Source organism: Micromonospora sp. NPDC048930 (assembly GCF_043197935.1).
Lineage (GTDB): Bacteria > Actinomycetota > Actinomycetes > Mycobacteriales > Micromonosporaceae > Micromonospora.
In genome coordinates this window covers 845339-869857 of the sequence record NZ_JBICUB010000001.1, presented here as the reverse complement: position 1 = coordinate 869857, position 24519 = coordinate 845339, and the positions used below count along the sequence as shown (strand labels likewise).

Here is a 24519-nt window from a genome sequence, read left to right as displayed (position 1 = left end):
TTGACGGTGTACGCCGTACACCCTACTGTCGACGTCAGGTGTACGGCGTACACCTCCGCGCCTCGTAACGTGGCCCGGCTGGACGGTTGATCAGAAGGGATGTCCCATGACCTCCTCGGTCAAGCGAGAGTGGCTGGTGCCCGCCGGGCTGATCATGCTCAGCGTCGTACCGGTGGTCGCCGGCGCCGCCCGGGCCGCCGAGCTCACCGGTGGTGCGACGGTCACCCCGGACAACGCCCGGTTCTTCGCCTCGCCCGCACCCGTGCTGGTGCACATCGTCGGCGCGAGCCTGTACTGCCTGCTCGGGGCGTTCCAGTTCGCCCCCGGCCTGCGCCGCCGCCGACCCGGCTGGCACCGCCTCGCCGGACGAGTGCTGATCCCCTGTGGCCTCGCCGCCGCCCTGTCGGGCCTGTGGATGACGTTGTTCTATCCCCGCCCTCCGAGCGACGACGTGCTGGTGACCCCGATCCGGCTCGTCTTCGGCTCGGCCATGGCCGGTTGCCTCGTCCTCGGCTTCGCCGCCATCCGGCGTCGGGACATCGCCCGCCACCGCGCCTGGATGGCCCGCGGTTACGCGATCGGTCTCGGGGCCGGCACCCAGGTCCTGACCCACCTGCCCTGGATCCTGCTGGCCGGCCAGCCGCGCGGGCTCACCCGGGTGCTGCTGATCCTCGCGGGCTGGGTGATCAACCTGGCCGTCACCGAGTGGACGCTGCGCAGGCGGCCGACGCCAACCCGGAGCGCCAAGCGCCGCGCCGACGCTCCCGCCGGCCTTCTTGCCGGCCAGTGAAGGCGATTCGCCGCATCCTGATCGTCGTATTGTCGCTGAACCAACCTCTCGTGCTGTTTTGTCCGTCTAGCCTTGGCCCGTCCTGCGTCAGCGCAACCTCGGGAGCCAGCCAATGTCGCATCATCTCGACACCCCGCTCGCCGCCCAGACCGGCCAGCTCTTCCTCGACGACCTGTACGTCTTCGACGGTGAACGCGGCACCGTGTTCGTCATGGACGTCAACAGCTCGGTCACGAAGGCGGACATCAAGCCCGGCTTCCACCACGAGGCCCGCTACGAGTTCAAAGTCCACCTCAATGGCTCGGAGATGGAGGAGCTGACCTACCGCGTCACCTTCGGCGAGTTCGACAGCCAGGGCGGGCAGGACCTTACCCTGCACGCGCTCACCGGCGCCGGCGCCCACGACGACGCGGCGAGCGGCAAGCTGCTCGCCCACGGGCGGACCGGCGAGGAGGTGACCGGCGAGCACGTCCGGATCTGGGCCGGACGGATCACCGACCCCTTCTACATCGACCTTGACCAACTCGCCACCGTCAATGACGCCTTCAAAAACGGCGCCAAGCTGGACCGCAACGCCTGGAAGCCGGCGAACGCGAAGAACAGCTTCGCCGGCACCACCGTCGACTCGATCGTCCTCGAGGTCTCCGGCGAGCCGATGTTGGGAAACGGCACCCGCATCGGTGTATGGGCCGCCACCAAACTCGCGACCGACGCTGGCGGATGGCGGCAGATCAACCGCGCCGGGCACCCGATGATGTGGCCCATCTTCTGGCCCACCGACACCGACTTCAGCCACCCGGCCAACACCCGGCACCCCTGTGAGGACCTGCGGGCCGGCGGCGAGGAGATCGCCACGGCGGTGGGCCGGGTGGTGGCCGCGAACGGCACCGCGTCGGACCCCCAGGCGTACGGCTGGAGCGTCGCCCGCGCGCTCTACCCGGACGTGCTGTCATACGAGGTCGGGAGCCCGGCGAACTACGGCTTCGCCGCCCGCAACGGGCGCACCATGGCCGACAACGCGCCCGAGGTGATGTTCTCCCTGGTGCTCAACACCGGCCTGACCTCCGGCCTCACCCCGGACACCACGAAGGACGCCCGCGCCGACTCCTTCCCGTACGTGGTGCCGGTCGGGCGGTGAGGACGGCCCGACGTGAAGGCGTGCGGGGCAACCCCGCCCAAGGTGATGCCCAGCCCGGTGGAAACGACGTTCCTCCAGGCCGCGGACGTGTCGTCCCACTGTGCGCCGGCAGGCCACACGGAAAGGGGCCCCTGTTGGCAAGGGGCCCCTTCCACGCTCGTCAGTCGAGCAGCTCGGTCACCGTGCCGGCGGCGACGGTACGGCCGCCCTCCCGGACCGCGAAGCCGAGCCCGACATCCATCGCCACCGGCTTGCCCAGCTCCACCGCCAGGTCGACGGTGTCGCCCGGCAGCACCATGGTCACGTCACCGAGGTCCACCGACCCGACCACGTCCGTCGTGCGGAAGTAGAACTGCGGCCGGTAGTTCGCGAAGAACGGCGTGTGCCGCCCGCCCTCGGCGGTGGTCAGCGCGTAGAGCCTGGCCCGGAACCGCCGGTGCGGCGTGACGCTGCCCGGCAGCGCCACTACCTGACCCCGCTGCACCTGGTCGCGCTTGACCCCGCGCAGCAGGACGGCGGCGTTGTCCCCGGCCTCGGCGGTCGCCAGCGACTTGCCGAACGTCTCCAGCCCCGTCGCCACCGTGGACAGCGTCGGGCCGAGGCCGACCACCTCCACCGGGTCGCCGACCCGCAGGGTGCCCCGCTCGATCGCGCCGGTCACCACGGTCCCCCTTCCGGAGATCGTCAGCACGTTCTCGACGGGCATCAGGAACGGCTCGCCGAGCTCGCGGGGCGGCACCGGGACGTACCGGTCGACGGCGTCGAGCAGCTCCACGATGGACGACACCCAGCGCGGGTCGCCCTCGAGGGCCCGCAGCGCCGACACCCGTACGACGGGCACCTCGTCGCCGGGGAACCCGTACTCGGACACGAGCTCCCGGACCTCGAGCTCGACCAGGTCGAGCAGCTCCGGGTCCTCGACCGCGTCGGCCTTGTTCATCGCCACCACCAGGTAGGGCACGCCGACCCGCCGAGCGAGCAGCACGTGCTCGCGGGTCTGCGGCATCGCCCCGTCGAGCGCGGAGACGACCAGGATCGCGCCGTCGACCTGCGCCGCCCCCGTGATCATGTTCTTCACGAAGTCGGCGTGGCCGGGCATGTCCACGTGGGCGTAGTGCCGGGTCGCGGTCTCGTACTCGACATGCGCGATGTTGATGGTGATGCCCCGCGCCACCTCCTCCGGCGCCCGGTCGATGCCGTCGAACGACACGAACCGGTTGACGGCGGGGTCCCGGTCGGCGAGGACCTTGGTGATGGCGGCCGTCAGGGTCGTCTTGCCGTGGTCGACGTGACCCATCGTGCCGATGTTGAGGTGCGGCTTCGTGCGCACGAACTGGCTCTTGGCCATGAGGGAAACTCCACAGTGGAGATGAGCTGGCGGACGACGAACGCGGGCGGGTGCCACACCGCAGGGACCGCGCCAGAACCGCACGTCACGGCGCGCCCGGAAGGGCAGCGCCGGAGGACCGGGCCACCCTCCTCCGTGGTTCTGCCGAGCGGGAGGAGGGTCAGCCTCGGGTATCTGCCAGCCACGCGCACACGTCGACGGCGCCCGGCAGGTGGAGACCTGCGGGCCGCGCGAAGCCGACGGTGCCGAACATGGCGATCACGCTAGCCTCGAACGTCTGATGGGGCGACCGATATTCCCGTCCGGTCAGACCTGAGGGACCAGCACGCTCAGGCAGGTGACGCAGCCTTCGAGCTTCTCGTACTCGCTGATGTCGACGACGACCGGCGTGAAGCCGAGGTCCGCCACGAGCGCCGCGGTGCGCGGCGCCGACGCGGCCAGCAGCACGAGGTCGTCACCGAGCGGTACGACGTGGCAGCCGGCCTCCTCGTCGACGGTGCGTACCGGGTGACGGAGGGCGGTCGCGTCGAGCAGGTCGGGCAGCGCGAGGAGGGTGCCGTCGGGCAGCGCGGTCACCGCCGACTTGAGGTGCAGCACCTCGCGCAGCGGGACCGGGATCACCGTGCGGCCGCGGGTGGCCAGGTGGGCGCGCAGCTGGGCCGCCCCCGCGGGGTTGGTGCGGCCGCCCAGGCCCACGTACACGGTGGTGCCGACCTGGAGCACGTCGCCGCCGTCCAGCGTCCCGGGAGCCTCGATGTGCACGACCTCCAGCCCGGCCTCGCGGACCGCCTTCTCCGTGCCGGGGGTCTCCGGGCGGCGCTGTGGCGCGCCCGGCCGCGTGACCACCGCCAGGTCCGTGCAGACCACCACGGTGTCCTCGACGAACACCGAGTCGGGGCAGTGATCGGCGGGAGATACCTCGCGCACCTGCCAGCCGGCGTCGACCAGCGCCGCCCGGTACGCCTCGTGCTGGCGCCGGGCCCGTGCGACGTCCACGTCGCTGCGCTCGATGTGGGTGACCAGCCCTTCGGCCAGCCGGCCGCTGGGGCGCCGGACCAGGGCGATGCCGCGCGTCATGCCACCAGTCTGCCCGCGCCGGTCAGCCGAGCTCAAGCAGGGCGGGCCGCAGCTCGCGTGGCGAAGTCGAGGCAGCGCAAGCCTCCCACCCGCAGGCCCTGCTCAGGTCGGTTCTCGGCCGATGAATCACGGCGTCACCAGCCCGAACCGCTCGGCGAAGGCGGACATCTGGTCGCGCTGCTCGGCGGGGTCGGTCGAGGTGGCGCTCACCACGACCCGGGTCACGCCCTCCGCGGCGAGCGCCTCGACCCGTTCTGCCGTCATCTCGATCGAACCCCATCTCGTGTACTCGAGCCGGCCCGGGTCGCGGCCGGCCGCACTGGCCGTCGAACGGGCCAGGTCGAGCTGGGCGGCGCGCTCCTGCGGGCTGAGCATGCCGCCGGGAAAGTAGCCGTCGCCGCGGCGCCCGGCCCGGCGCGCGGCGGCCCGGCTGGATCCGCCGACGTGGATCGGCAGCGTGGGCACGCCGTACGGCTTCGGGAAACTGCACAGGTCGTCGAAGTCGAAGAACTCGCCGTGGAAGCTCACCCCGTCCTCGCCGCCGGCCCAGAGCAGCCGCAGCACGTCGATCGCCTCGTCGGCGCGCCGGCCACGGGACGTGAAGTCGACGCCCACGGCCCGCGCCTCGCCGGGTAGGCTGCCCAACCCCACGGTGAGCAGCCGCATCCGCCCGCGGGACAGCACGTCGACGGTGGCGAGGCGCTTCGCGAGAACGACCGGGTGGTGGTACGGCAGCAGCAGCACGCCGGTGCCCAGCAGGATCCGGCTCGTGGACGCCGCGACGAAGCCCAGCGCGTCGAGGGGATCGACGTACGGCAGCGACGGCGGCAGCTCCATCGAACCGACCGCCGCACCGGGGTAGAGCACGACGTGCTCCGGCATGTACAGCGCCTCGAAGCCGCACGCCTCGGCGTGCTGCGCGTAAGCGACCATGCGGTCGGGCTCGACGCCGAACGAGGGGGTGCCGTAGCTGATCGCGAACCTCATGCCGTGCCTCCGTTCCGTGGCGGCACCGGCCTGGCCGCGCCGAGTCGGCCGTGCCCGACCTCCCGCGCGCCACGCTAAACGTTCTCACCGGCGTCAAGGCAACGTGGCACGGCGACCCCGCCCGCCGGCCACGGCCGGTGCACCGTGGTCAGCCATGGGCGAGCGCGTTCCCTTGCCGGTTCCTTCCGGCTGACGTCGGGCGGCGTGCCGGCGTGATATGACTGCTTCAGCCCTGGCACAAATCCGGCAGAACTGGCGAGGTTATGACGAGCAGCAGGGCGAGCGGACTGTTGCGCAGGCCGGGCGATCCCCGGGCGACCTACCTGGAACTGTTCTTCGATCTGGCCTTTGTCTTCGCACTCGCACAGCTGTCGTACGCCCTGCTCCAGGATCTCGCGTGGAGCGGCGCCTTCCAGGCGTTGGTGCTGTTGCTGGCCGTCTGGTGGGTGTGGTTCACCACGGCCTGGATAACCGAGTTGTTCGACCCGCAGCGGCCGGCGATCCAGGTGCTGGCCATCGCGATCATGATCGGCGCCCTGGTCATGGCGGTCGCGTTGCCCGATGCGTTCGGCGAGCAAGGTCTGATCTTCGCGGGCGCGTACGTTGCCGTCCACGTCGGCCGCGACCTCTTCCTGGTGATCGCTCTGCGGGGCCACGAGCTCCGCCGCAGCAGCCTGCGGGGGCTGTTCTGGTTCGGGGTGTCCGCGCTGCCGTGGATCGCGGGGGCGTTCGCCCACGGTACGGCGCGGGGGACGTTGTGGGCGGTGGCTGTGGTGCTCGACTACGCCGCATACGTGTTCCGTCACCCCACCCCGGGGATAGGCCGTACGCCCACGGCGCAGCTACCGAGCGTGGCCGAGCATCTGGCCGAACGGTATCGACAGTTCTTCATCATCGCGCTCGGCGAGTTGATCCTGGTGACCGGACTGACGCTCCGCGACACCGGTTTCGCGGCGCATCGCGCCGCGGCCTTCATCACGTCGATCGCCATCACCGTGCTGCTGTGGCGGATCTACATCTACCGCGCGGGCGAGTTGCTCTCGCCTGCCATCGCGGCGGCCGCAGACCGTGCCCGCCTGGCCCGATCCGTGTCGTACACCCACCTGGCCATGGTGGCCGGCATCGTGTTCACCGCCGTCGGCGCCGAGCTCGTCATCGCCCATCCACTCGGGCACGGCACGCCGGCCTGGGTCGCGGTCATGCTCGGCGGCCCCGCGCTGTTCCTCGCCGGGCGGGCCGCTTTCGAGTACACGGTCTTCGCCCACGTGTCCCCGGGACGGCCGATCGGGCTGCTCGCGTTGGCCGCCCTGGCCCCCGTGATGCGCCACGTGCCGCCGCTGCTGTCCGGCGTCGCCGCCGCGGCCGTACTCGCCGGCGTCGCCCTCTCCGACACGGCCCGCGCCCGGCGGCGCCCGGCTGAGCCGCCGTCGCCGCCGGGCGTACCAGGGTGACCGGCGACGGCCAGGCGTGTCCGGCCCGGTGTCGCGCGGAGAGGGCCAACGGGACCGGCGGCGTCCGCGGTCAGGCCCGACCGGGGCGGCGGAGCTCCCCACTCACCGCTCCGCCGGTGGGCGCCCCGTGTATCCGCAGTTCCACCACGTCATCGGGCATTCCTGGCCCGCTCACCCGACGACACCCGCGCGACTACGGGGCGGGACTCGCGGCGAGTTCGGTGCAGGCGCGCAGGCCCGCGTACTCCTGGCGGATCCGGGCCGCGTTCTCCCGGTCGGCGGGTTCGGGTCGACCGGTGCGTCGGGAGATCGTCGCGGGTACGAATTCCGTCTTCGAGATCGCCGGGCCGTGGAGGGTCACCCGCAGTATCCCGGTGTCGTTGCTGTAGGCGTCGTCACGCCACCACACGAAGTTGCCGAGCCCGTACTGGACGAAGGTCTTGCCGAGCCACCCGTCGCCGAGCAACAGGTGGGCGTGGGTGCCGACCACCATGGTCGCACCCGCCTCGGCCATCTCGGTCGCGAACGCGCGAGCCTCGGCAGGCGGACAGGCCTCGCCCTCCGTGCCCCAGTGCACGTAGACCACGACCACGTCGGCCTGGCGCCGGGCGTCGCGCACCGCGGCGACGGCCCGCGGCAGGTCCCGGGTCATCGCGATGCCGGCCTGGCTGTCGGTGGCCCTCCATTCCGACCACAGCTCGGCGACCTGGCTGAAGCCGAGGACGGCGATCCTGGTACGGCGGATCTCGGTGATCCACGGCCGGTACGCCGCCGCCGCGTCGGCGCCCGCCCCGACGGCCGGCACCCCGGCCGCCCTGGCCGCCGCCACGGTGTCGGCCAGCCCCGTCCGCCCGTAGTCCAGCGCGTGGTTGTTGGCGATCGACACGACGTCGACGCCGGCGGCCTTCACCGCGTCGTACGCCCGTGCCGGCGCCCGGAAATGGAACTCCTTCGGCTCGGGAGCCCCGCCGGTGGTGACCGCCGTTTCCAGGTTGACCATCGCCAGGTCCGCCGCCGACAGGGTCGACGAGATCGCCCCGAACGCGGTCGCCGGGTCGTCCAGCAGATCCGCCGTACGGCCGGCGAAGTGCACGTCGCCCGCGAAGGCCAAGGTGATCTCGGCGGGCGGCGAAGGGGACGCGGCAGGGGCGGAGCGGGTGGGCGCACCGGCAGGCGCCGTCCGGGCGGCATCGCACGCCGTGACGGTCAGGGTCGCCGCCAGCGCGACGAAGGATCGGGCCCATTTCACTCAGCGCAGCGTACGGAAGCCCGCCCGACCCCGGGCCTGGTTGGCCAGGATTGCCCTCGGCCGGGCCCGGGTGACGTCGGGGCGAGCCGCCCGGACGACAGCCGTGGCCGGCACCCGAACCCTCGGGCGCCGGCCAGCGGCGGATCCAGTCCTGGATGACGGCCGACCCGGCCCGGCCGGGGCGGCGCCCCGGCGGACGGATGAACCGGCTCAGGTCAGGTGACGAAGCGACGACGCCGTTGCGCGAGCAGCAGGACGAGGCCGACCACGGTGAGACTGCCGCCCAGCGCCGCGAGCTTGCCGAGCGTCGGACCGGAGATTGCCGCGCCGGTCACCGGCAGGCTCGGGCTTGGTGTCGCGCCCGCCGACGCCGGGCAGGTCTGCGCCAGATCGAATGTGCCGTCGGTGCCCGTGATCACCGCCGTGGCGTTGGTGAGGGCGAACGGATTCACCAGCTCACCGGTCGCGGTCAGGCCGGCCGGCGTCCTGATCCACGCCTTGTCGCCGACGATCGCGCGGTCAGCGGCGGGCGTCGTCGTGATGGTCTCCGTGACGGGGCCACCCTCCGTGGCGAACTCGATGGTCAGTGAGGTGAAGGTGCCCTGCTGCTGGGCAGCCGGCAGGGCGAACACCCAGACGTCCTCGGCCTGGAAGGGCCCGCCACCGAGGTTCGGGTCGCACACGTGGGTGCCGAACCCGGCCGCCGTCGTGCCGGTGTCCGCCGGATCGATGTTGATCGTCGCGTCGGCCCACGCCGGTGCGGCAGAACCCAGGCCGATCACGGTGGCCAGCATGGCGGCCCCCGCTAGGCGGGTGAATGATGGTTTGGTCAACTTGTCCCCCAAATGGTGCATTTCCTGTTAATAGCTTGCGAAGTGGGGCGCGACCCGGAGCCAGGTAACCACGGACGGTGGATGCCGATTGGCGGAATCGAGTTCTTCCGCCGGAGGCCGGCAGGCTGTGGTAGACGACCTGCGGGGAACGACCACGTCCATCTGACGGCTCGCGACTCCGAGGTCGGGGCACAATCGTGCTGCACGCCCCGTCGAGGTACGGCCGACGAGCCGGGGGAGTCCACATGGTCGATGAGCGCGACGCCGCCTTTGCCCGCCCGTACGGGCCGGAGGTCCTGGTGGTCGGCGCGGGGCCGACCGGGCTGGCGCTGGCCGGACAGCTGGCCGCCTTTGGGGTGCGGGTTCGCCTGATCGACCGTGCCGCGGACCGCGTCCACGAATCGCGAGCGCTGGGGATCCAGCCCCGCACGCTGGAGGTGCTCGCGGGCAGCGGCGTCACGGGCGAGATGGTGGCCGCCGGCAACCCCGCGCTGCGGCTGTGCCTGCACGCACGCGGCCGGGCACGCTCGCTGCGGCTGTTCGACCTCGGGCTGCCGGACACCGCGTACCCGTACCTGCTGCTCCTGTCGCAGGCGGAGACCGAGCGGATCCTGGGGGAGCACCTGGCGGCGGGAGGGCTCGGCGTGGAGCGCGGCGTCACGCTGATCGGGCTGGACCGGGCCGATGACCGGGCGGTGGCCACCCTGCGGCACGCCGACGGCCGCGAGGAGTCCGTGCCGGCCCGGTACGTGGTGGGCTGCGACGGCGCACACAGCACCGTCCGCCGCCTGACCGGCATCGAGTTCGAGGGCGCCGCCTACCCGCAGACCTTCGTCCTGGCCGACCTGGAGGCCGACGGCGTCGAGGGTGGGTCCGCGCACGTCTTTCTGTCCGGCCAGGGCATGCTGCTCTTCTTTCCCCTCGGTCACCCGGCCAGCTGGCGGCTGCTGGCGATGCGGCCGCCCGCCGACCGGACACCACCCGACGCGCCGGTCAGCCTCGCCGAGGTGCAGGCGCTGGCCGACGCCTACACCGGTGCGACGGTACGGCTGCACCGGCCGGTGTGGATGACCAACTTCCGGCTGCACCACCGCGCGGCCACCCGCTACCGTCGCGGCCCGGTCTTCCTGGCCGGCGACGCCGCGCACATCCACAGCCCGGCGGGCGGGCAGGGCATGAACACCGGCATCCAGGACGCGGTGAACCTCGGATGGAAGCTCGCCCACGTACTGCACGGCCACACCGACCCCGATCTGCTGGACACCTACGAGACGGAACGGGCACCGGTGGGCCGCATGGTGCTGCGCTTCACCGACCGCGCGTTCACCGTCGCCACCTCCACCAACCCGCTCGTGCGGTTCGCCCGGACCCGGATCGCCCCGGCGGTGCTGCCCTTCGTGCTGGCACCCAGGTTCGTCCGCTCCGCCGCCTTCCGGACCGTGGCGCAACTGGCCATCGCCTACCCGCACAGCCCGCTGTCCGTCCAGGGCCCCGACGCGCCACGCCGCGGGCCTCGGGCCGGCGACCGGCTTCCCGACGTACCCCTGCAGAGCGGCGGCGACGGGCCCACGCTGCACCGGCTCACGGCCGCGCCGGGCTGGCACCTGCTGCTGTGCGGGCCACCCGGCGACTGGCCGACCGCCGCCACCGCCGCCCTGGACCGGTATCCCGTGACGGTGCACCGTCTGGCCGACCCCGGGTCCTCGTCGGAGGTCTCCCGCGCCGCCGTCCCGGCGCTGCGTCGACTTGGCCTGGCCCGCGGCGCCAGCGGGCAGTATCTGATCCGTCCCGACGGTCACGTCGGCTACCGGGCCGGCGGCACCGACCTGCGCGGCCTGCTGGGCTACCTCGGCCGGTGGTTCGACGGGTAGCCGGGCCGCGGCCGGCCGCTTCCCGCCGGGATCCAACAGGTCGAGTGCTGCGGGACCGCGCGGAAGGCCGGGAGACTGCCATGAGCCCTGCACGACCGGATCCGCTCTACTTCAGCGAGCGGGGATCGGGACCTCCCCTCCTGCTGGTGCACGGGCTGATGGTCACCGGCGAGATGTTCGAGCCGGTGGTGGAACAGCTCGCCACCCGGCGTCGAGTCATCGTTCCGGACCTGCGTGGCCACGGGCGGAGCCGCCGGCTTCCCCCGCCGTACGCGGCGACGCAGCTCGCCGCCGACCTGTCCGGGCTGCTCGACCGTCTGGGCATCGACTCCACCGCCGTGCTCGGCTATTCGCAGGGGGGTGCGATCGCGCAACAGTTGGCGCTCGACTTCCCCGACCGATGCGACCGCCTCGTGCTCGCCTGCACCTTCGAGTTCAACATGGCGACCAGGCGGGAACGGGTTGAGGGCCACCTGCTGCCACTGGTGCTCCGGCTCCTCGGCATGCGGTTGACGGCGAAGTTGATCGTCTCGCGGGCGACGCCGCAGCTCGGCAGGGAACGCGCCGACTGGCTCGCCCGGCTCATGGCGGACCAGGACCGGACGATGATGGTGTCCGCCTGGAAGGAGACGATGGCGTTCGACAGCAGAAGCCGGCTGGCGCAGATCTCATGTCCGACGCTCGTCATCGCCGCGTCGGACGATCGAGCGGTCCCGATCCACCACGCGAAGATGCTCCATGACGGTATCGCTGGTTCCGAACTCGTCGTCATCGACGGCGCCGACCACGCGCTCATCTGGACGCACCCCGACGAGTTCGCGCGGGTGACCGACGGCTTCCTCGGGACCTGACCGGGCCGGGTCCGTAGCCCGACCGGCGCGCTGACGCCCGGTGCGCAGGATCGCGATGCCGTTGTCCGCTTATGCAACGATCGTCGGGTACCGATCGCCGCCCGCCGGGCCGCCGGCGCCGTGGCCGGCAGCATGCGGGACGGCACCTCGCCCCGTACCCCTTGGAGAGCGCGATGTCCCCTTCTCCGGCCCGGGTCTTCGCCGCGCTGAACGCGGTGCGACCCCCCGACGAGGCATCCCCGGTCATCGGCAGGGCCATCGTGATCGGCGGCAGTGTCGCCGGGTTGCTCGCCGCCCGGGTGTTGTCGGACCACGCGGCGAGCGTCGTCATCATCGATCGGGACGATGTGCAGGTGTCCGGCGAGCGCCCCGGCGTGCCGCAGGGAACGCAACTGCACGCCCTGCTGCCCGGCGGCCTCCTGCACCTCGAGCACCTGTTCCCGGGATTCCGCGAGCAGGCCCTGGCCCAGGGCGCGATCGAGGCGCCACCGGCGGCCCGGCGGACCTACCTCGACGGTCGCCTGAAGGTCGTCGTACCCGACGACGCGGACAGCCTGGCGGGCAGCCGGCCGCTGCTGGAGGGGTTGATCCGTCAGCGGGTGCTCCGACTGCCGAACGTCAAGACGGTCACCGCCCGCGCCACCGGCCTCGTGTTCGACGGCGCCGCGACCGTCGGGGTCCGCTGCGACGTCGGTGGGGTGCACGGCGTCGAGAGCGGTGATTTCGTGGTGGACGCCATGGGCCGGTCGAGCAGGCTGTCCGACTGGCTGGAGCGGGCCGGCTGGGACCGGCCCGTCATGCGGCGGATGACGGTGCACCTGAACTACGCGACGGCCCTGTTCCGGCGCCGTGAGACGAACCCGGAGTTCCCCGTCGTGATGGCGCTGCACACCCCGGCGGCCTCGTCGGACGTGGCCGGCGCCGCGTACTTCGCCGTCGAGGGTGGCCGGTGGATGGCCATGATGGCCGGCTACGGGGAGAACCGTCCGGGAAGCACCGCCGAGGACTTCGTCCGACGGCTGCGGGACCAGTTCCCGCCGGAGTTCGGCGAGGTGGCCGGGAACGAGATGCTCGGCGAGGTCCAGACCTACCGCCATGCCGACAGCCGGCGGCGGGACTTTCACGCGTTGCCGCGGTTTCCGGCCGGGCTCGTCAGCGTCGGCGACGCGGTGGCGTCGTTCAACCCGGTGTACGGGCAGGGGATGACGTCGGCCGCCCTGCACGCGGCCTGCCTGTCGATGTACCTGCGATCGAAGCCGGATCTCGGCGTGCCCGCCCGCCGGTTCTTCGCCCTGCAGAAGGTCGTGGTCGACGCCGCCTGGTCGACGTCGACCTCCGCCGACCTGGCCCTGCCACACGTCCCGGGTCCCTACCCGCGCGGGTACCGGTTCTCCAGCTGGGTCAGCAGGCAGATCGTCACCGCGACCGTCACGGACGTGACCATCGCGCGGCGGTTCAACGAGGTGGTGTCCATGCGCGCGCATCCGAGGTCGTTGGCCACACCCGGCGTGATACTCGGTGCCCTGCGCGCCAATCGTGCGGTCCGTCGGTGACGCGGCCGGATCTCGAGTCAGCTGGGAAGCGGGGGGGGGGTAGGAATCAGTCGCCCAGCCACTGGTTCAACGGAGATTCCGTTGGTACTGTCGCGCAATGCCTGCGGATTTCGAAGGTAGCGGGGTCGACCGGACCCGCCTTGCCGGGCTGCTCGAACGGGAGCGGGCCGAGTTCGTCGACCGGCACCCCCGGTCGGCCGCCGCGTACGCCCGCGCGAACCACCTGTTCGGCAAGGTGCCGATGACCTGGATGAACAAGAACGCGGCGGGCTTTCCGGTGTACGTGGACCGGGCCCGCGGGGCCAGGCTCACCGACATCGACGGCAACGAGTACCTCGACTTCTGCCTCGGCGACACCGGGGCGATGGCGGGACATTCCCCGGCTCCGGTCGTCGCCGCGGTCACCCGCCGACTGGCCGAACTCGGCGGAGCGAGCACGATGCTGCCCACCGAGGAGGCGGCCACGGTCGGGGCCGAGCTCAGCCGCCGCTTCGGCCTCCCCGCCTGGAGCTTCACGCTGACCGCCACCGACGCCAACCGGTGGGCGATCCGCCTGCTGCGCGCCGTCACCGGCCGCCCCCGCATCCTGGTCAACAGCTACTGCTACCACGGCTCGGTGGACGAATCCCTGATCGTGGTCGGTCCGGACGGCCGCCCGCGCAGCCGCGAGGGCAACGTCGGCGCCCCCTGCGACGTGACCACGACCAGCCGCGTCGCCGAGTTCAACGACCTCGAGGGCCTGGCCCGCGAACTCGCCCACGGCGACGTCGCCGCGGTGCTGATGGAGCCGGCGCTGACCAACATCGGCATCGTGCTGCCCGAACCCGGCTACCTCGACGGGGTCCGCGCGCTCACCCGACAGCACGGGACCTACCTCATCAACGACGAGACGCACACGTTCTCCGCCGGCCCGGGCGGTGCGACAGCCGCCTGGGGCCTGAGCCCGGACGTGGTCACGATCGGCAAGGCCATCGGCGGCGGCGTCCCGGTCGGTGCGTACGGCCTCTCCGCCGACCTCGCCGCCGCGCTGACCGGCCGGGCGGACCTCGACCTGGTCGACATGGGCGGTGTCGGCGGCACCCTCGCCGGCAACCCGGTGTCGATCGCGGCCACCCGAGCCACCCTGCAGGAGGTGCTCACCGACGACGCGTTCGCCGGCATGATCGACGTGGCCACCGTCTTCGCCGAGGGCATCCGCAAGATCATCGACGAACACGGACTGCCCTGGTCGGTGAGCCAGCTCGGCGCGCGGGTGGAGTACCGCTTCGCCGCGCCCGCTCCCCGCACCGGGACCGAGTCCGCCGGCTGCGCCGACCCCGACCTGGAGGACTACCTGCACGTCTACCTGATCAACCGGGGCGTCCTGATGACCCCGTTCCACAACATGGCGTTGATGTGCCCGCAGACCACCGTCGAGGACGTCGCCCGGCATCACGAGATCTTCGCCGACGCGCTCGGCGAGCTGCTGCGCTGAGCGGCTCGCCGGGACAGGGGCAGGGCCCGGTCCGCCTGGACCACCGCCCGGAGGAGTGGCAGGCGAGGACCCTCGGGCGTCCGTATCCTGGCCAGGACGCTGCGCTGGTTGCTGTCTCCGATGTGGAATCATGGCGCCGGACAGGCGCGTGATCTTCGCGCCGGAGCTTTGGAGGACTGTGTGCGCGTCCTAGCGCGACGACTGGCGATCTCGACTCTCTCGGTGACTGTTGCGGTGGCGACCTTCGGGTCGCCGGCCCGCGCCGCGACGAACCCGTTCACCGCAGCGCAAGCCTGCAACAACGACTTCGGCGGCTCGTGGGCCCAGGCCTCCGACGGCCACCGGTCGATCTACTCCGGTAGCACCAAGGTGGGCGATGTCTACCTGATGTACAACAGCGCGACCGGCTACAACTGCGTGGCCACCCTCAAGGCGGTGGCCATCGGATCGGAGACCGGGGTTGCCGCCAGCCTGCGGGTGGAGGGTGCTTCCTGGGTCACCGACTCCGGCAACTACAAGTACTACGCCGCGAAGCAGCGCTACGCGGCGGACACCTGTGTCATGTACGAGGGCGAGGTCCTGTACGGCACGATGTGGGCGGCCGCCGGCAGGTACACCTGGGGCAACTGCGGCTGAGGGCCCCGAGCTGGGGGTACGTGGCTCCAGCCGCGTACCCCCGGCCAACCCCTGACGGGGCTCCATTACCTATTGCCGTCTCGGAACCGGCACCCGGCGCGGTGACCCTGCCGAGCCGGTCGGGGTCGTTGAGGCGACCCGTTTCGGTTGCCGGCGCGTCATGCCGACGGCCACCAGCACGACCACCATGCCGGCAGCCATCCGCACCGTGACCTGCTCGCCGAGCACGACTGCGCCGAGCGCGACCGAGATCACCGGAAGCAGGTAGCCGACGGTGGCGGCGTTCGTCGCGCCCTCCTGAGTGATGATCCTGTAGGTGAGGTGGAAGGTGATCGCCGTGCAGCAGACCGCCAGGACGACGAGGGCGATGACCGAGGCCGACGACACACGCGGCAGGTGCAGGCCACCGACCGGGAGGAACAGCGCGCTCCACCCGGTGGCGGCGAGCAGTTGGGCGCTGGACAGCACGATCGTCGGGACGCCGCGTCCCGCCAACGTGCGCCCCATGTAGGCGAAGGCGACGGCGTAGCTCGCTGCCGCGCCGAGGATGGCCAGGGCGTCGCCGCCGAACGGGCCGGCGTCGCGCCACGGCGCGAAGATCGTCGCAACTCCGGCAAAGCCGAGCAGGAGCCCGCCGAGGCGAGCCGGACGTACACCACGGTCGGTGCCGATCGCGAGGCCGAGCAGCAGCGACCACAAGGGCGTCGTGGCATTCAACACCCCGGCCGTCCCCGAGTCGACGGTCCGTTGGCCGAGGCTGAACAGGGCGAACGGCAGGGCATTGCAGAAGAAGGCCGCCACCACCAGGTGCGTCCAGGTCTTCCGGTCGCGCGGCAGGCGGTTGCCGGACAACCGGAGCGCCAGCAGCAGCGCCGCGGCGCCCAGGCCGCACCGGGCGAAGGTGACCTGGGCGGGCGAGAACCCGTCCAGGGCCACGGCGATCCAGAGAAAGGTCGAGCCCCAGAGCAGGGCCAGAACGGCCATCCTGAGCAGGTTCCGCGAGGCGCTGCTGATCATCGGTCTCTCGTCCAAGCGTGTTGTCGACGTGGGGACAGCTCGAGCGTGCCCGGCCGCACCCGACAGGAAAAGCAAAAGGTTCGACACTACTGTTAAGCTGAGCTACATGCTCGACGTGCGGCGCCTCCAGGTCCTCCGCGCGGTGGTCACCAGTGGCTCGGTCACCGCGGCGGCAGCCCACCTGGGCTACACCCCGTCCGCCGTCAGCCAGCAGGTCGCGGCGCTGGAGCGGCAGGCGGGTGTCGCGCTGCTGGAGCGGATCGGCCGTGGCGTACGCCCCACCGCCGCAGGCCGGCTCCTGACCGAGCATGCCGACATCATCGGCCGGAACCTCGCCGAGGCCGAGGCGGCGCTGGCCGAACTACGCGCGGGGCGCACCGGACGGCTGAGCGTGCGGTACTTCGCCACCGCGGGCGCCGCCCTGATCCCCCCGGCGCTGGCCCGGTTTCGCCGCGAGCATCCCGACGTCCGCGTCGACCTCAAGCTGCTCGATCCCGACGATCCGCTGCCGGAGGTCGAGCAGGGGCGCGCGGACCTGGCCATCCTCGTCGGTCCGAGCCTGCCGGTCCGGGACGGCCTCCACCTCGTGCACCTGCTCGACGATCCCTATCTGGCCGTCCTGCCCGACCGTCACCCGCTCGCCGCGAAGACGGTCGTCGACCTGGCCGACCTCGCCGAGGAGCCCTGGGTCAGCAGCGAGCCGGCCGGGCCCTGCCTGCAGGCCGTCCTGACCGCCTGCGGGGCCGCCGGCTTCAGTCCGAGGATCGCGGTGGAGTCGGACGACTACCCGACCGCCCAGGGGTTCGTCGCTGCCGGGCTCGGCGTCAGCGTGATCCCGCGGATCGCGCTGGACAGCCCTCACCCCGAGGTGGCCGTACGCGAGATCCGCAACCCGCGGCCGGTCCGGCAGATCCACGCGGTGGTCCGGGAAACCGGGCTGGAGCAGCCGGCGCTGCGTGGCCTGCTAGCCGCGCTGCGGGACGCGGCGGATCGGCGGCGCGACTGACGGTCCCCGCGGGTCGGCTGATCCCGAAGCGCCGCCTCGGATGGGGAACCCACAGCAGGTGGGCCGCGCCTCGTCAGGGCGCGGTCGGTTCGGCGCCGAGCAGGACGGCAGCCCGCAGCGTACGCAGGTGCAGCGCCCCCCGGCCGCGACGTGTCGTCGCGACCAGCCCGGCCTGGCGCAGCTCAAGCGCCAGCCCCTTCCTGAACCGTGTGTCGCAGGGGCAAGTCAGCCGAGACCGAGCCGGTGCAGTGCGAGGGCCACGAACCCGCGCACCGATCGGTCCCAGCCGGGTACGTCGGCATCGAAGTCCGAGCTGCGGGCGTCGGTGAGGACGTCAAGGGCCAGGTCGGGTAGCTGGTCGCCGAGCCGGTACGCCAGTCCCACCGCCGCGGTGACCGGGACGATCCCAGCGTTCGCGGACAGCAGCCTGCGGAGGCAGGCGTCAATCCGCTCCGAGCCGACCGGGCAGTGGCCGAGGGTCAGGTTGGCGCTGGCCCGGGTGGCGGTGTGGGCCTTGTCGTGTGGGACCGCGATGAGCCCGGCCAGCGCCGCCTCATCCGGTGCGAACCAGGCGAGTAACTCGGCGGCGTATCCGGCCAGCTGCGGGTCGGGATCGGTGAGCCAGTGGACGTACCGGTCGGTGTGCCGGGCTCCGGCCTGGTAGGCGTCGGCCTCCCAGCGGACCGCCACGCTGTCGGCCAGCCCCGCTGCTTCCTCGTGCTCGGACAGGTCTTCGGCCTCCAGATGCCGCTCTACCAGCGCCGCCTGCTCGTCGGTGACCCCGTCGGCGGCGGCGAAGGTCCGCTGCGGGTCGAACGGCAGATCATCGTCGCGCCGGTCGCCGACCACGACCGAACGGAGCAGGTCTGCCACCGCTGCTCTATCCGGGGTGTCCGGGTCGTCAGCGAGCGCCACCAGGAACGGCACCACGTGACAGCTCGCCCGCCACCGCGTGCCCTGGTGGTAGACGTTGCCGAACAGCTCGGACAACGCCCGGCGCCGGACCGGCGCCTCTGCCGAGCGCAACGCCCGCAACTGGTCCTGTACGTCGACGGCCGGCCCATACGCGTGGTGCAACGACTCCCACGGGACCTGGTCGAGCCCAGCCAACGGGTCGGTCTGTCGATCCATGCGGCGGTTCTACCACCAGCAGCACAGAGCCCAGTCGTCGACATCAACCATGGCGGCCGAAGCCGGATGAGTGCGAACGGGTGTCGCCTCCGGCCCGTACCCGGTGACGTCAGCGGACAGCGCCAGCTTTGCAGGAAGCGCCTTACAAGCGAGTGGTCCCGGCCGCCGGCTGACCGTAGGAGGGGCCTACGCCGCCGCAGGTCACGCGATCGCCCGTCTAAGTTCCGCTTCAACATATGACGCCTCCTTCCCCTACGCTGCGCCGATGGGGATCTTCGATCCGGCCGCGGAATCCGAGGCGTTGGGTGACCGTGACGGATGTTGGACGTTTATCCGGAGGTTCGCCGCGGCTTGGCGTGAGCCTCTAGCACCAGGCGACGGGGAGAGACGCGCTGCCATCGCCGCTGTCGAACAACGGTTGCTCGTCCCGCTGCCGGCTGCGGTGCACGCGGCGTACGCGTTGTTCGGGCGGCGAGACGACCTGACCCGTAACGAACACGGGATGCGCCGGCTGGACCAGCTGGACTTCTGGAGTCCTTACGGCCCGCACATGCTCGTCTTTCGAGTGGCAGGGCAGGGCACTTTCCACTGGGGTATCCGCTTGGCGGACCTGCACCTGGACGATCCGCCGGTGATGGTGCGAACGGACGAGCAGGGATGGATCCGCTACCTCGACCGGTTCTCTCTCGCTGCCGTCGAGCTGGTGCTGTACGAGACAGTGGTCGGTAAGGGCATGTACTTGGCGATGGGCGACTACGACGATGCCCTCGCGGCGCGGCTCACCGGGCAGTACGCCGCGTTGGAGCTACCGCCTGTGCCAGTCGACGAAGACGACCCGGCGGGCAGGGTGCACTGGTACGGGGGCCCGGATGTGCTCGTTTCCCTGCAAGGCCATGCCGCCGTGTGGGTCTGCGGACGTACCGAGCAGGACCTTGCCGAAGCCATCAGGCCCATGCCCGGCCAGTGGTACCACTTCTTCTGAGGCCACCCACCCGGTGGGCCGTCAAGCGCTGACGAAGGATGACCGGCGACGACCGGCATTACCCGAAGAAACGCCAGGCCAGCCGCCATGTGACACCAGCTGGCCTGGTGGGCGACGGACGAGTCGAACTGTACGCCGGATTCTGCGAGCATCGGATCATGTCTCGGCCGCGCTGCGCGCTGATCGCCGGCACCCTGATGCTTGTCTCAGCTGCCGTGGTCGGGTGCTGTGCTCCCGCGCTCCTGGAGCCCCAACCACCGTGGGGTGACCCGGTCGCCGACCGGGCAGAGTGGGACCGGGCCCTGCCGTGGCTGCTCGCTGCTAGCGGCGGCTTCCTCTTGGTCGCGTTTCCTCTCCTGGCCTACGGGTTCGTTGGGTGGCGAATGGAACGGCGTGCCCGGGTCGCGGCGAGAGGAGGCTGTCGACAGCAACGCTCTCATTAGCAACGGACCCAGACGAGGGCAGCCGTCGACGGCTAGGCAGTGTCTCGAAGTGCGTGTAGCCATTCGTTGATGGCGGTGACGTGGATGGTGGCTTCGTAGCGGACGGCGAGCTTGTCGTACCTGGTGGCCATGCTGCGGTGGCGTTTGAGTCGGTTGATGCCGCACTCGACGGAGTGGCGCTGCCGGTAGACCTCGGGGTCGAAGGCAGGTGGCCGGCCGCCGGCGGAGCCCTTGGCCCGCCGGTGGGCGTCCTGGTCGACCTTGCTCGGGATGCAGGCCTGTATCCCGCGGCGGCGCAGGTAGGTCCGGTTGCCGCGGGAGGTGTAGGCACGATCAGCGATCACGCGGTCGGGTCGCACGCGGGGACGACCAACGCCGAGGCGGGGCACGCGGATACCGGCCAGCACGGCGGGGAACTGTGGGCTGTCACCGCGGTGCCCGGCGGTCAGCAGCATCGACAGCGGTTTGCCGCCCTGCTCGCAGGCCAGGTGCAGTTTTGTGGTCCACCCGCCACGGGAGCGGCCGAGAGCGTGGTCGGCTGGCTCGGTGTGAACTCCGCCGGGCGGCTCGAGCTGCTGCTGCGAACACCGACGTGCGCCCGCGGAATGCTGATGGGCTCGAGCGATGGTCGAATCGACGCTGACATCCCACGTGATCAACCCGGCCGCGTCCGCGCGGGCCTGCAACGTGGTGACGATCTGCTGCCAGACCCCGGCCCGCTGCCAACGCCGGAACAGCGCGTAGATCGCTTGCCAGGAGCCGTAACACGGCGGCACGTCCCGCCACGGCGCACCGACACGCACCCGCCACCGGATGCCGTCAATGAGCTGCCGCTTGCTCCATTGCGACGGTCGGCCCGGCCGCTTACCCGCAGGCAGCAGCGACTCCAACACCCTCCACTGGGCGTCGGTCAGGTCGTGCCGCCTCGTCACCGCTATGGTGGCCACGAGGTCTCCGGTATCCAGGTTCTTCTTGGTCGATGAACCCTCTACCGGAGACCTCGCTATCTATCGATCACCGACACGCCGCACCCGACTTCGAGACACTGCCTAGGCCCAGACAGCCGCCCGAGGTCGCGGATGTGGATGGACCCCGCCGGACGAGGCGCCCAGAACTTACAAGCGAGGGGTCGCAGGTTCGAAACCTGCCGCGCCCACCACACACCACCAGCGAAAACCGCCCCGAGAAGATCACTCCCCGGGGCGGTGACAGCAACGGTGACAGCAGTAGCGGCTACGAGAGCCGTCCGTCGAGCTTCCCGAGCGCCTGCCGCATGACATCAAGGTTGGCGTGCGAGTAGATCTTGAGAGTGATCTTCACATCGGCGTGCCGGGCGATGGCCTGAACGACGTGCGGCGGGACGCCCAGCTCCATGAGCAGGGACACGACCGTGTGCCGTAGATCGTGCAGCCGGACATCGGGACAGCCGGCCGCTTCCCGAAGGGCGGCGAAGTGCCGGTTCAGGTTGCGCGGCTCCATGGGGGTGCCGACCTCGGAGGGGAAGACCAGGCCGTGGTCCTGCCACACCTCCGCCAGCCGCTCACACTCCACGCGCTGCCGTTCTTGATGATCGAGCAGCACGAGCCAGGTCCAGTCGGGCAGCGGAAGGACGCTGTCTGACTCCTCAGTCTTGGTGTCTTGCAGGCGAAGCTTCCCGCCGGCCCGCTGCACGGTCTGACCGATGGCGGTGTGACGAACCAAGAATCGGTTTCCACCTAGGGACTGCCGGTATCCAGCGGCCCCGGTCGGGTGACCAAGGCCGGCCCGGAGGGCAACTCGACCTGTTCTGCGTCGAGCGCAGTCAGGAGCATCATGGCCCATGTCAATCGTCCCGCTGATCTAGGGTGACCTGGTGCCTTCGAAACCCGTGACAACCGTCCTGTTCGATTTCGCTTGGACCCTGTTCGCCAGGGACCCCAACCGCTGGGTCGGCAGCGCGGCGGCCTTGATCGGCCGGGAGGTGGCCGCCGGTGAGGCGGAGCGCATCGCCTCGGATTTCGCTGAGTTGCTGCGGACGACGGCTACGGACCCTGCTCACATCGCCCGGGACTTGGACCCACAGGTGTGGGACCGGGCGATTCTGGCTGTCCTGCAGCAAATCCGTGGGGTGGACTTGCCGTTTGCGCGAGCCCTGCACGAAACGCGCGCCGAAGCGCTGGCGCCGTACGCGGACACGGCGTCCACTCTCGCCGCGCTGAGTGCCCGCGGTATTCGCCTTGGCGTGGTCAGCAACGTGGGCTGGGACATTCGCATCTGCTTTGCGAGGCACGGGCTTGACCGCTACATCGATGCATTCGTTCTTTCCTACGAGGTCGGCTTCGTCAAACCCGATGTACGGATCTGGCGCACCGCAGTCGAAGCCCTGGCGGCACAGCCAGATCGAACGTTGATGGTTGGCGACCATCCCGGATGCGACGGCGGTTCCGTGGCCGTCGGCATACCGGCCCTGGTGCTGCCGATGGTGAGTTCGCCAGCCCAGCTTCGCGGGTTCGATCAGGTGCTGGCGTTGGCCGGAATCTGAAGCCGGTTCGGTTCCTGGTTTGTCGAGGTTGCCCAATGCGCTTCGGGAAAGATCTCCGATTCTTCCAGCATGAAGTCGAGCCGAAGGCAGTCAAGAACCGGATGCACTTCGATATCCACGTCGGCGGCGGCCGGCACGAGCCGTTGGAGGTGCGCTGGCCGCGGGTCCAGGCGATCGTCGACAAACTGGTGGCAGCAGGCGGGACCGTACTCCGGGTCGACGCACCGGACGGTGCCCCTGACCATGTGACGATGGCCGACCCAGAGGGCAACGAGTTCGACGTCCTTTAGGCCCGTTCGGCCGGGCAGCTGGCCAAGCCGTAGCCGTCGACAGCGTCACGCAGGTCCTGATACCGATGTGTCACGCAGGTCCCGAGACCGGACAATCGAAGCAGGCCCGTTCAAGTTGAACAATCTATACCGCTACAGGGGATCCTGTAGGCGATCGAAGATCAATACGGCGAAGGCTGAGGCCAGCCACGACACCGGCTGGTGGAGGTCTGAGGAGGTCGGGCGAAGCTGTCGACAGCAGCGCTGACAGCAACTGACCCGGACTGAGGGGACCGTTGCCCGCCGGCCCCAGACGGTCGTCCGAGGTCGCGGACGAGGGCGGACCACGCCGGACGGAGCGCCCAGAACTTACAAGCGAGGGGTCTAGGGAACCTCCTGCCGCTCTCGATTTGGCCAAGCCTGTGCGTGGGGTTATGAGGGCGCGGGCTGCTCGGTAGCGTTGGTGGGACGACGGCCCCGGGTGCCGATGGTGCATCCCGCGCTACGAGGAGGTTCGGGATGGATTCCTTGCCGGAACTGACCTTCGGGCAGCGGTTGAAGGTCTACCGGGAGCGGTCCGGGAAGACTCGCGCGGTGCTTGGTGGGTTGGTGGGCCGGAGCGCCGAGTGGGTCAAGGCGGTGGAGACCGACCGAATCCTGCCGCCGCGCATTCACATGCTGGATCGCATCGCGCGGGCGCTCAAGGTCGACGTGTCTGCCTTGGCCGGGGAGCTGAGCGACCGGTCTGCCATGGTCAACGGACCGGAGCATCCGGCGCTTGCGTCGGTACGGGACGCCGTGAACCGCTTCGTACTCTCCGACGAGGCTTCCGCGGAGTCGTTGACGAGCTTGAGGGAGCGGCTTGCGGTGGCATGGCGGGCACGCCATCAGGCGTCCGATCACCGTACGGTGCTGGGCGGGTTGTTGCCGGGGCTGCTGCGCGACGTACAGCGCGCCGCGTTGGCGTACGAGGGTGACGAGCGCCGGCAGGCGCAGGCCCTGTTGGCGGAGACTCTCGGGCTGACGCAGATGTTCCTTGCTTACCAACCCGCCGCCGAGCTGTTGTGGCGCGTCGCGGACCGGGCGATGGTGGCGGCGCGGGAGTCCGGCGACCCGGAGGCCGTGGCGTGCGCGGGGTGGTTCCTGTGTCAGGTGCATCGGGACGCTGGGGACTGGGACACCGCGATGGCGGTGACCCTGGACGTCCTGTCCGCGCTGGAGTCGCGCGCGGCCGACGGGAGCACGAACCTGTTGGCGCTGTGGGGTGCGCTGAACTTCGAGGCGGCCTACACCGCCGCTCGTGCTGGTGAGGAAGGCCGGGCCTGGCGGTACTGGGATCGCGCGGACCGAGTGGCGCAGCGCCTGCCGCAGGGCTTCTATCAGCCGCAGACATCGTTCTCCCGGGTCATCATGGGCGCTCATGCGGTGACGGTGGCGGTGGAGTTGCAGAAGTCCGGTGAGGCGGTGCGGCAGGCACGTCGTCATGATTCGGCGGCGATCCCGTCGAGGCCGCGCCGGGCACGCCATCTCATCGAGGTCGCGCGGGCGCACTACGGCAAGGACGACAAGGAGGCGGCCGTGACGATCCTCCGCCAGGCTTACGAGTCGGCCCCGGAGACGATCCGCTTCAACGGGTACGCCCGCCAGATCACCTTGGACTTGCTCGATGGCCCGCGTTCCACCCGCGACGACGCCCGCGACCTCGCGGTGAAGGTCGGGCTCCTCTCCTGATCTAGGGGTACGAACCATACCCATTCCACTCTGCAACCGACCGTAGCTTCTTGCTCACGGGATGCGGCGGGCGGTGCGGGAATCGCCTGGTCGCCGCGTCCCTCTCAGCTTCGAGGGCAGGAGGCCGCCCTCGTGACCGACGAGGGAGGGTACGTGCGGCG

At 70.9% G+C, this 24519-nt stretch carries 22 protein-coding genes; 13 read left to right on the top strand and 9 right to left on the bottom strand.

What is annotated here, in order from left to right; translation table 11 throughout:
• Positions 1–136: 136 nt before the first annotated feature.
• Both ACGFI9_RS03725 and ACGFI9_RS03720 read left to right on the top strand, forming a co-directional pair.
• Positions 137–790: a DUF2306 domain-containing protein gene (locus ACGFI9_RS03725; RefSeq protein ID WP_393175227.1), complete on the top strand. Its 654-nt coding sequence runs from the start codon at positions 137–139 to the stop codon at positions 788–790.
• 112 nt (positions 791–902) lie between these two features.
• The gene (locus tag ACGFI9_RS03720; protein WP_393174511.1) at positions 903–1928 is read left to right on the top strand and encodes a DUF4331 family protein; all 1026 of its coding nucleotides are present in this window, start codon (positions 903–905) and stop codon (positions 1926–1928) included.
• Positions 1929–2088: 160 nt separating this feature from the next.
• On the opposite strand, the gene tuf is transcribed toward ACGFI9_RS03720, so the two are convergent.
• From tuf to ACGFI9_RS03705, 3 genes are all read right to left on the bottom strand, one after another.
• Positions 2089–3276, bottom strand: a complete 1188-nt coding sequence (gene tuf / locus ACGFI9_RS03715) for an elongation factor Tu (protein ID WP_393174509.1) — start codon at positions 3274–3276, stop codon at positions 2089–2091.
• Positions 3277–3582: 306 nt separating this feature from the next.
• On the bottom strand, positions 3583–4353 hold the full coding sequence (ddaH, locus tag ACGFI9_RS03710) for a dimethylargininase (RefSeq protein WP_393174508.1): 771 nt from the start codon (positions 4351–4353) through the stop codon (positions 3583–3585).
• A gap of 126 nt (positions 4354–4479) precedes the next feature.
• Complete coding sequence (locus ACGFI9_RS03705; RefSeq protein ID WP_393174506.1) at positions 4480–5340, bottom strand: TIGR03619 family F420-dependent LLM class oxidoreductase; 861 nt, start codon at positions 5338–5340, stop codon at positions 4480–4482.
• Between the two features lie 263 nt (positions 5341–5603).
• Here ACGFI9_RS03705 and ACGFI9_RS03700 point away from each other — a divergent pair, with 263 nt between their 5' ends.
• A complete protein-coding gene (locus ACGFI9_RS03700; protein WP_393174504.1) occupies positions 5604–6791 on the top strand; it encodes a low temperature requirement protein A in 1188 nt (395 codons plus the stop codon).
• A gap of 193 nt (positions 6792–6984) precedes the next feature.
• On the opposite strand, the gene ACGFI9_RS03695 is transcribed toward ACGFI9_RS03700, so the two are convergent.
• Positions 6985–8040 carry a CapA family protein gene (locus tag ACGFI9_RS03695; protein ID WP_393174502.1) on the bottom strand — a complete coding sequence of 352 codons (1056 nt, stop codon included), beginning with the start codon at positions 8038–8040 and terminating at the stop codon, positions 6985–6987.
• Between the two features lie 215 nt (positions 8041–8255).
• On the bottom strand, positions 8256–8873 hold the full coding sequence (locus tag ACGFI9_RS03690) for a hypothetical protein (protein ID WP_393174500.1): 618 nt from the start codon (positions 8871–8873) through the stop codon (positions 8256–8258).
• A 245-nt stretch (positions 8874–9118) separates the two neighbouring features.
• Between ACGFI9_RS03690 and ACGFI9_RS03685 the strand changes: the two genes are divergently transcribed.
• The 5 genes from ACGFI9_RS03685 (at position 9119) to ACGFI9_RS03665 (ending at position 15258) form a co-directional block, all read left to right on the top strand.
• Positions 9119–10744 carry an FAD-dependent monooxygenase gene (locus ACGFI9_RS03685; protein ID WP_393174498.1) on the top strand — a complete coding sequence of 542 codons (1626 nt, stop codon included), beginning with the start codon at positions 9119–9121 and terminating at the stop codon, positions 10742–10744.
• A gap of 44 nt (positions 10745–10788) precedes the next feature.
• A complete protein-coding gene (locus ACGFI9_RS03680) occupies positions 10789–11595 on the top strand; it encodes an alpha/beta fold hydrolase (protein ID WP_393174496.1) in 807 nt (268 codons plus the stop codon).
• A 173-nt stretch (positions 11596–11768) separates the two neighbouring features.
• Positions 11769–13148, top strand: coding sequence for an FAD-dependent oxidoreductase (locus ACGFI9_RS03675; RefSeq protein ID WP_393174494.1), 1380 nt, complete (start codon positions 11769–11771; stop codon positions 13146–13148).
• Between the two features lie 97 nt (positions 13149–13245).
• The gene (locus ACGFI9_RS03670) at positions 13246–14622 is read left to right on the top strand and encodes a transaminase (RefSeq protein WP_393174492.1); all 1377 of its coding nucleotides are present in this window, start codon (positions 13246–13248) and stop codon (positions 14620–14622) included.
• Between the two features lie 222 nt (positions 14623–14844).
• Entirely contained in the window at positions 14845–15258 is a 414-nt protein-coding gene (locus ACGFI9_RS03665) for a hypothetical protein (protein ID WP_393174490.1), read from the top strand.
• Between the two features lie 69 nt (positions 15259–15327).
• Here the strand turns inward: ACGFI9_RS03665 and ACGFI9_RS03660 are convergent, their stop codons facing one another.
• The gene (locus ACGFI9_RS03660) at positions 15328–16275 is read right to left on the bottom strand and encodes a DMT family transporter (protein ID WP_393174488.1); all 948 of its coding nucleotides are present in this window, start codon (positions 16273–16275) and stop codon (positions 15328–15330) included.
• A 106-nt stretch (positions 16276–16381) separates the two neighbouring features.
• Here ACGFI9_RS03660 and ACGFI9_RS03655 point away from each other — a divergent pair, with 106 nt between their 5' ends.
• On the top strand, positions 16382–17281 hold the full coding sequence (locus ACGFI9_RS03655; protein ID WP_393174486.1) for a LysR family transcriptional regulator: 900 nt from the start codon (positions 16382–16384) through the stop codon (positions 17279–17281).
• Positions 17282–17506: 225 nt separating this feature from the next.
• On the opposite strand, the gene ACGFI9_RS03650 is transcribed toward ACGFI9_RS03655, so the two are convergent.
• Complete coding sequence (locus ACGFI9_RS03650; protein WP_393174484.1) at positions 17507–18412, bottom strand: hypothetical protein; 906 nt, start codon at positions 18410–18412, stop codon at positions 17507–17509.
• Between the two features lie 265 nt (positions 18413–18677).
• Between ACGFI9_RS03650 and ACGFI9_RS03645 the strand changes: the two genes are divergently transcribed.
• Complete coding sequence (locus ACGFI9_RS03645) at positions 18678–19394, top strand: hypothetical protein (RefSeq protein WP_393174482.1); 717 nt, start codon at positions 18678–18680, stop codon at positions 19392–19394.
• A gap of 475 nt (positions 19395–19869) precedes the next feature.
• Here ACGFI9_RS03645 and ACGFI9_RS03640 read toward each other — a convergent pair whose 3' ends face one another.
• Positions 19870–20784, bottom strand: coding sequence for an IS5 family transposase (locus ACGFI9_RS03640; protein WP_393174480.1), 915 nt, complete (start codon positions 20782–20784; stop codon positions 19870–19872).
• 286 nt (positions 20785–21070) lie between these two features.
• Positions 21071–21538, bottom strand: coding sequence for a tyrosine-type recombinase/integrase (locus ACGFI9_RS03635; protein WP_393174478.1), 468 nt, complete (start codon positions 21536–21538; stop codon positions 21071–21073).
• A 151-nt stretch (positions 21539–21689) separates the two neighbouring features.
• Between ACGFI9_RS03635 and ACGFI9_RS03630 the strand changes: the two genes are divergently transcribed.
• The 3 genes from ACGFI9_RS03630 to ACGFI9_RS03620 all read left to right on the top strand — a co-directional run bounded on the left by ACGFI9_RS03630 (position 21690) and on the right by ACGFI9_RS03620 (position 24358).
• Positions 21690–22358, top strand: coding sequence for an HAD family hydrolase (locus ACGFI9_RS03630; RefSeq protein WP_313718972.1), 669 nt, complete (start codon positions 21690–21692; stop codon positions 22356–22358).
• 35 nt (positions 22359–22393) lie between these two features.
• Positions 22394–22648, top strand: a complete 255-nt coding sequence (locus tag ACGFI9_RS03625; protein ID WP_387121109.1) for a VOC family protein — start codon at positions 22394–22396, stop codon at positions 22646–22648.
• 498 nt (positions 22649–23146) lie between these two features.
• The gene (locus tag ACGFI9_RS03620) at positions 23147–24358 is read left to right on the top strand and encodes a helix-turn-helix domain-containing protein (RefSeq protein WP_393174476.1); all 1212 of its coding nucleotides are present in this window, start codon (positions 23147–23149) and stop codon (positions 24356–24358) included.
• Positions 24359–24519 lie beyond the last annotated feature (161 nt).

Bases quoted from the DNA above. Each gene is read 5' to 3' on its own strand.
- ACGFI9_RS03675 (WP_393174494.1), top strand. From the start codon at position 11,769: ATGTCCCCTTCTCCGGCCCGGGTCTTCGCCGCGCTGAACGCGGTGCGA.
- ACGFI9_RS03645 (WP_393174482.1), top strand. From the start codon at position 18,678: ATGGGGATCTTCGATCCGGCCGCGGAATCCGAGGCGTTGGGTGACCGT.
- ACGFI9_RS03670 (WP_393174492.1), top strand. From the start codon at position 13,246: ATGCCTGCGGATTTCGAAGGTAGCGGGGTCGACCGGACCCGCCTTGCC.
- ddaH (WP_393174508.1), bottom strand. From the start codon at position 4,353: ATGACGCGCGGCATCGCCCTGGTCCGGCGCCCCAGCGGCCGGCTGGCC.
- ACGFI9_RS03650 (WP_393174484.1), bottom strand. From the start codon at position 18,412: ATGGATCGACAGACCGACCCGTTGGCTGGGCTCGACCAGGTCCCGTGG.
- ACGFI9_RS03625 (WP_387121109.1), top strand. From the start codon at position 22,394: ATGCGCTTCGGGAAAGATCTCCGATTCTTCCAGCATGAAGTCGAGCCG.
- ACGFI9_RS03655 (WP_393174486.1), top strand. From the start codon at position 16,382: ATGCTCGACGTGCGGCGCCTCCAGGTCCTCCGCGCGGTGGTCACCAGT.
- ACGFI9_RS03620 (WP_393174476.1), top strand. From the start codon at position 23,147: ATGGATTCCTTGCCGGAACTGACCTTCGGGCAGCGGTTGAAGGTCTAC.
- ACGFI9_RS03660 (WP_393174488.1), bottom strand. From the start codon at position 16,275: ATGATCAGCAGCGCCTCGCGGAACCTGCTCAGGATGGCCGTTCTGGCC.
- ACGFI9_RS03705 (WP_393174506.1), bottom strand. From the start codon at position 5,340: ATGAGGTTCGCGATCAGCTACGGCACCCCCTCGTTCGGCGTCGAGCCC.
- ACGFI9_RS03720 (WP_393174511.1), top strand. From the start codon at position 903: ATGTCGCATCATCTCGACACCCCGCTCGCCGCCCAGACCGGCCAGCTC.
- tuf (WP_393174509.1), bottom strand. From the start codon at position 3,276: ATGGCCAAGAGCCAGTTCGTGCGCACGAAGCCGCACCTCAACATCGGC.
- ACGFI9_RS03700 (WP_393174504.1), top strand. From the start codon at position 5,604: ATGACGAGCAGCAGGGCGAGCGGACTGTTGCGCAGGCCGGGCGATCCC.
- ACGFI9_RS03685 (WP_393174498.1), top strand. From the start codon at position 9,119: ATGGTCGATGAGCGCGACGCCGCCTTTGCCCGCCCGTACGGGCCGGAG.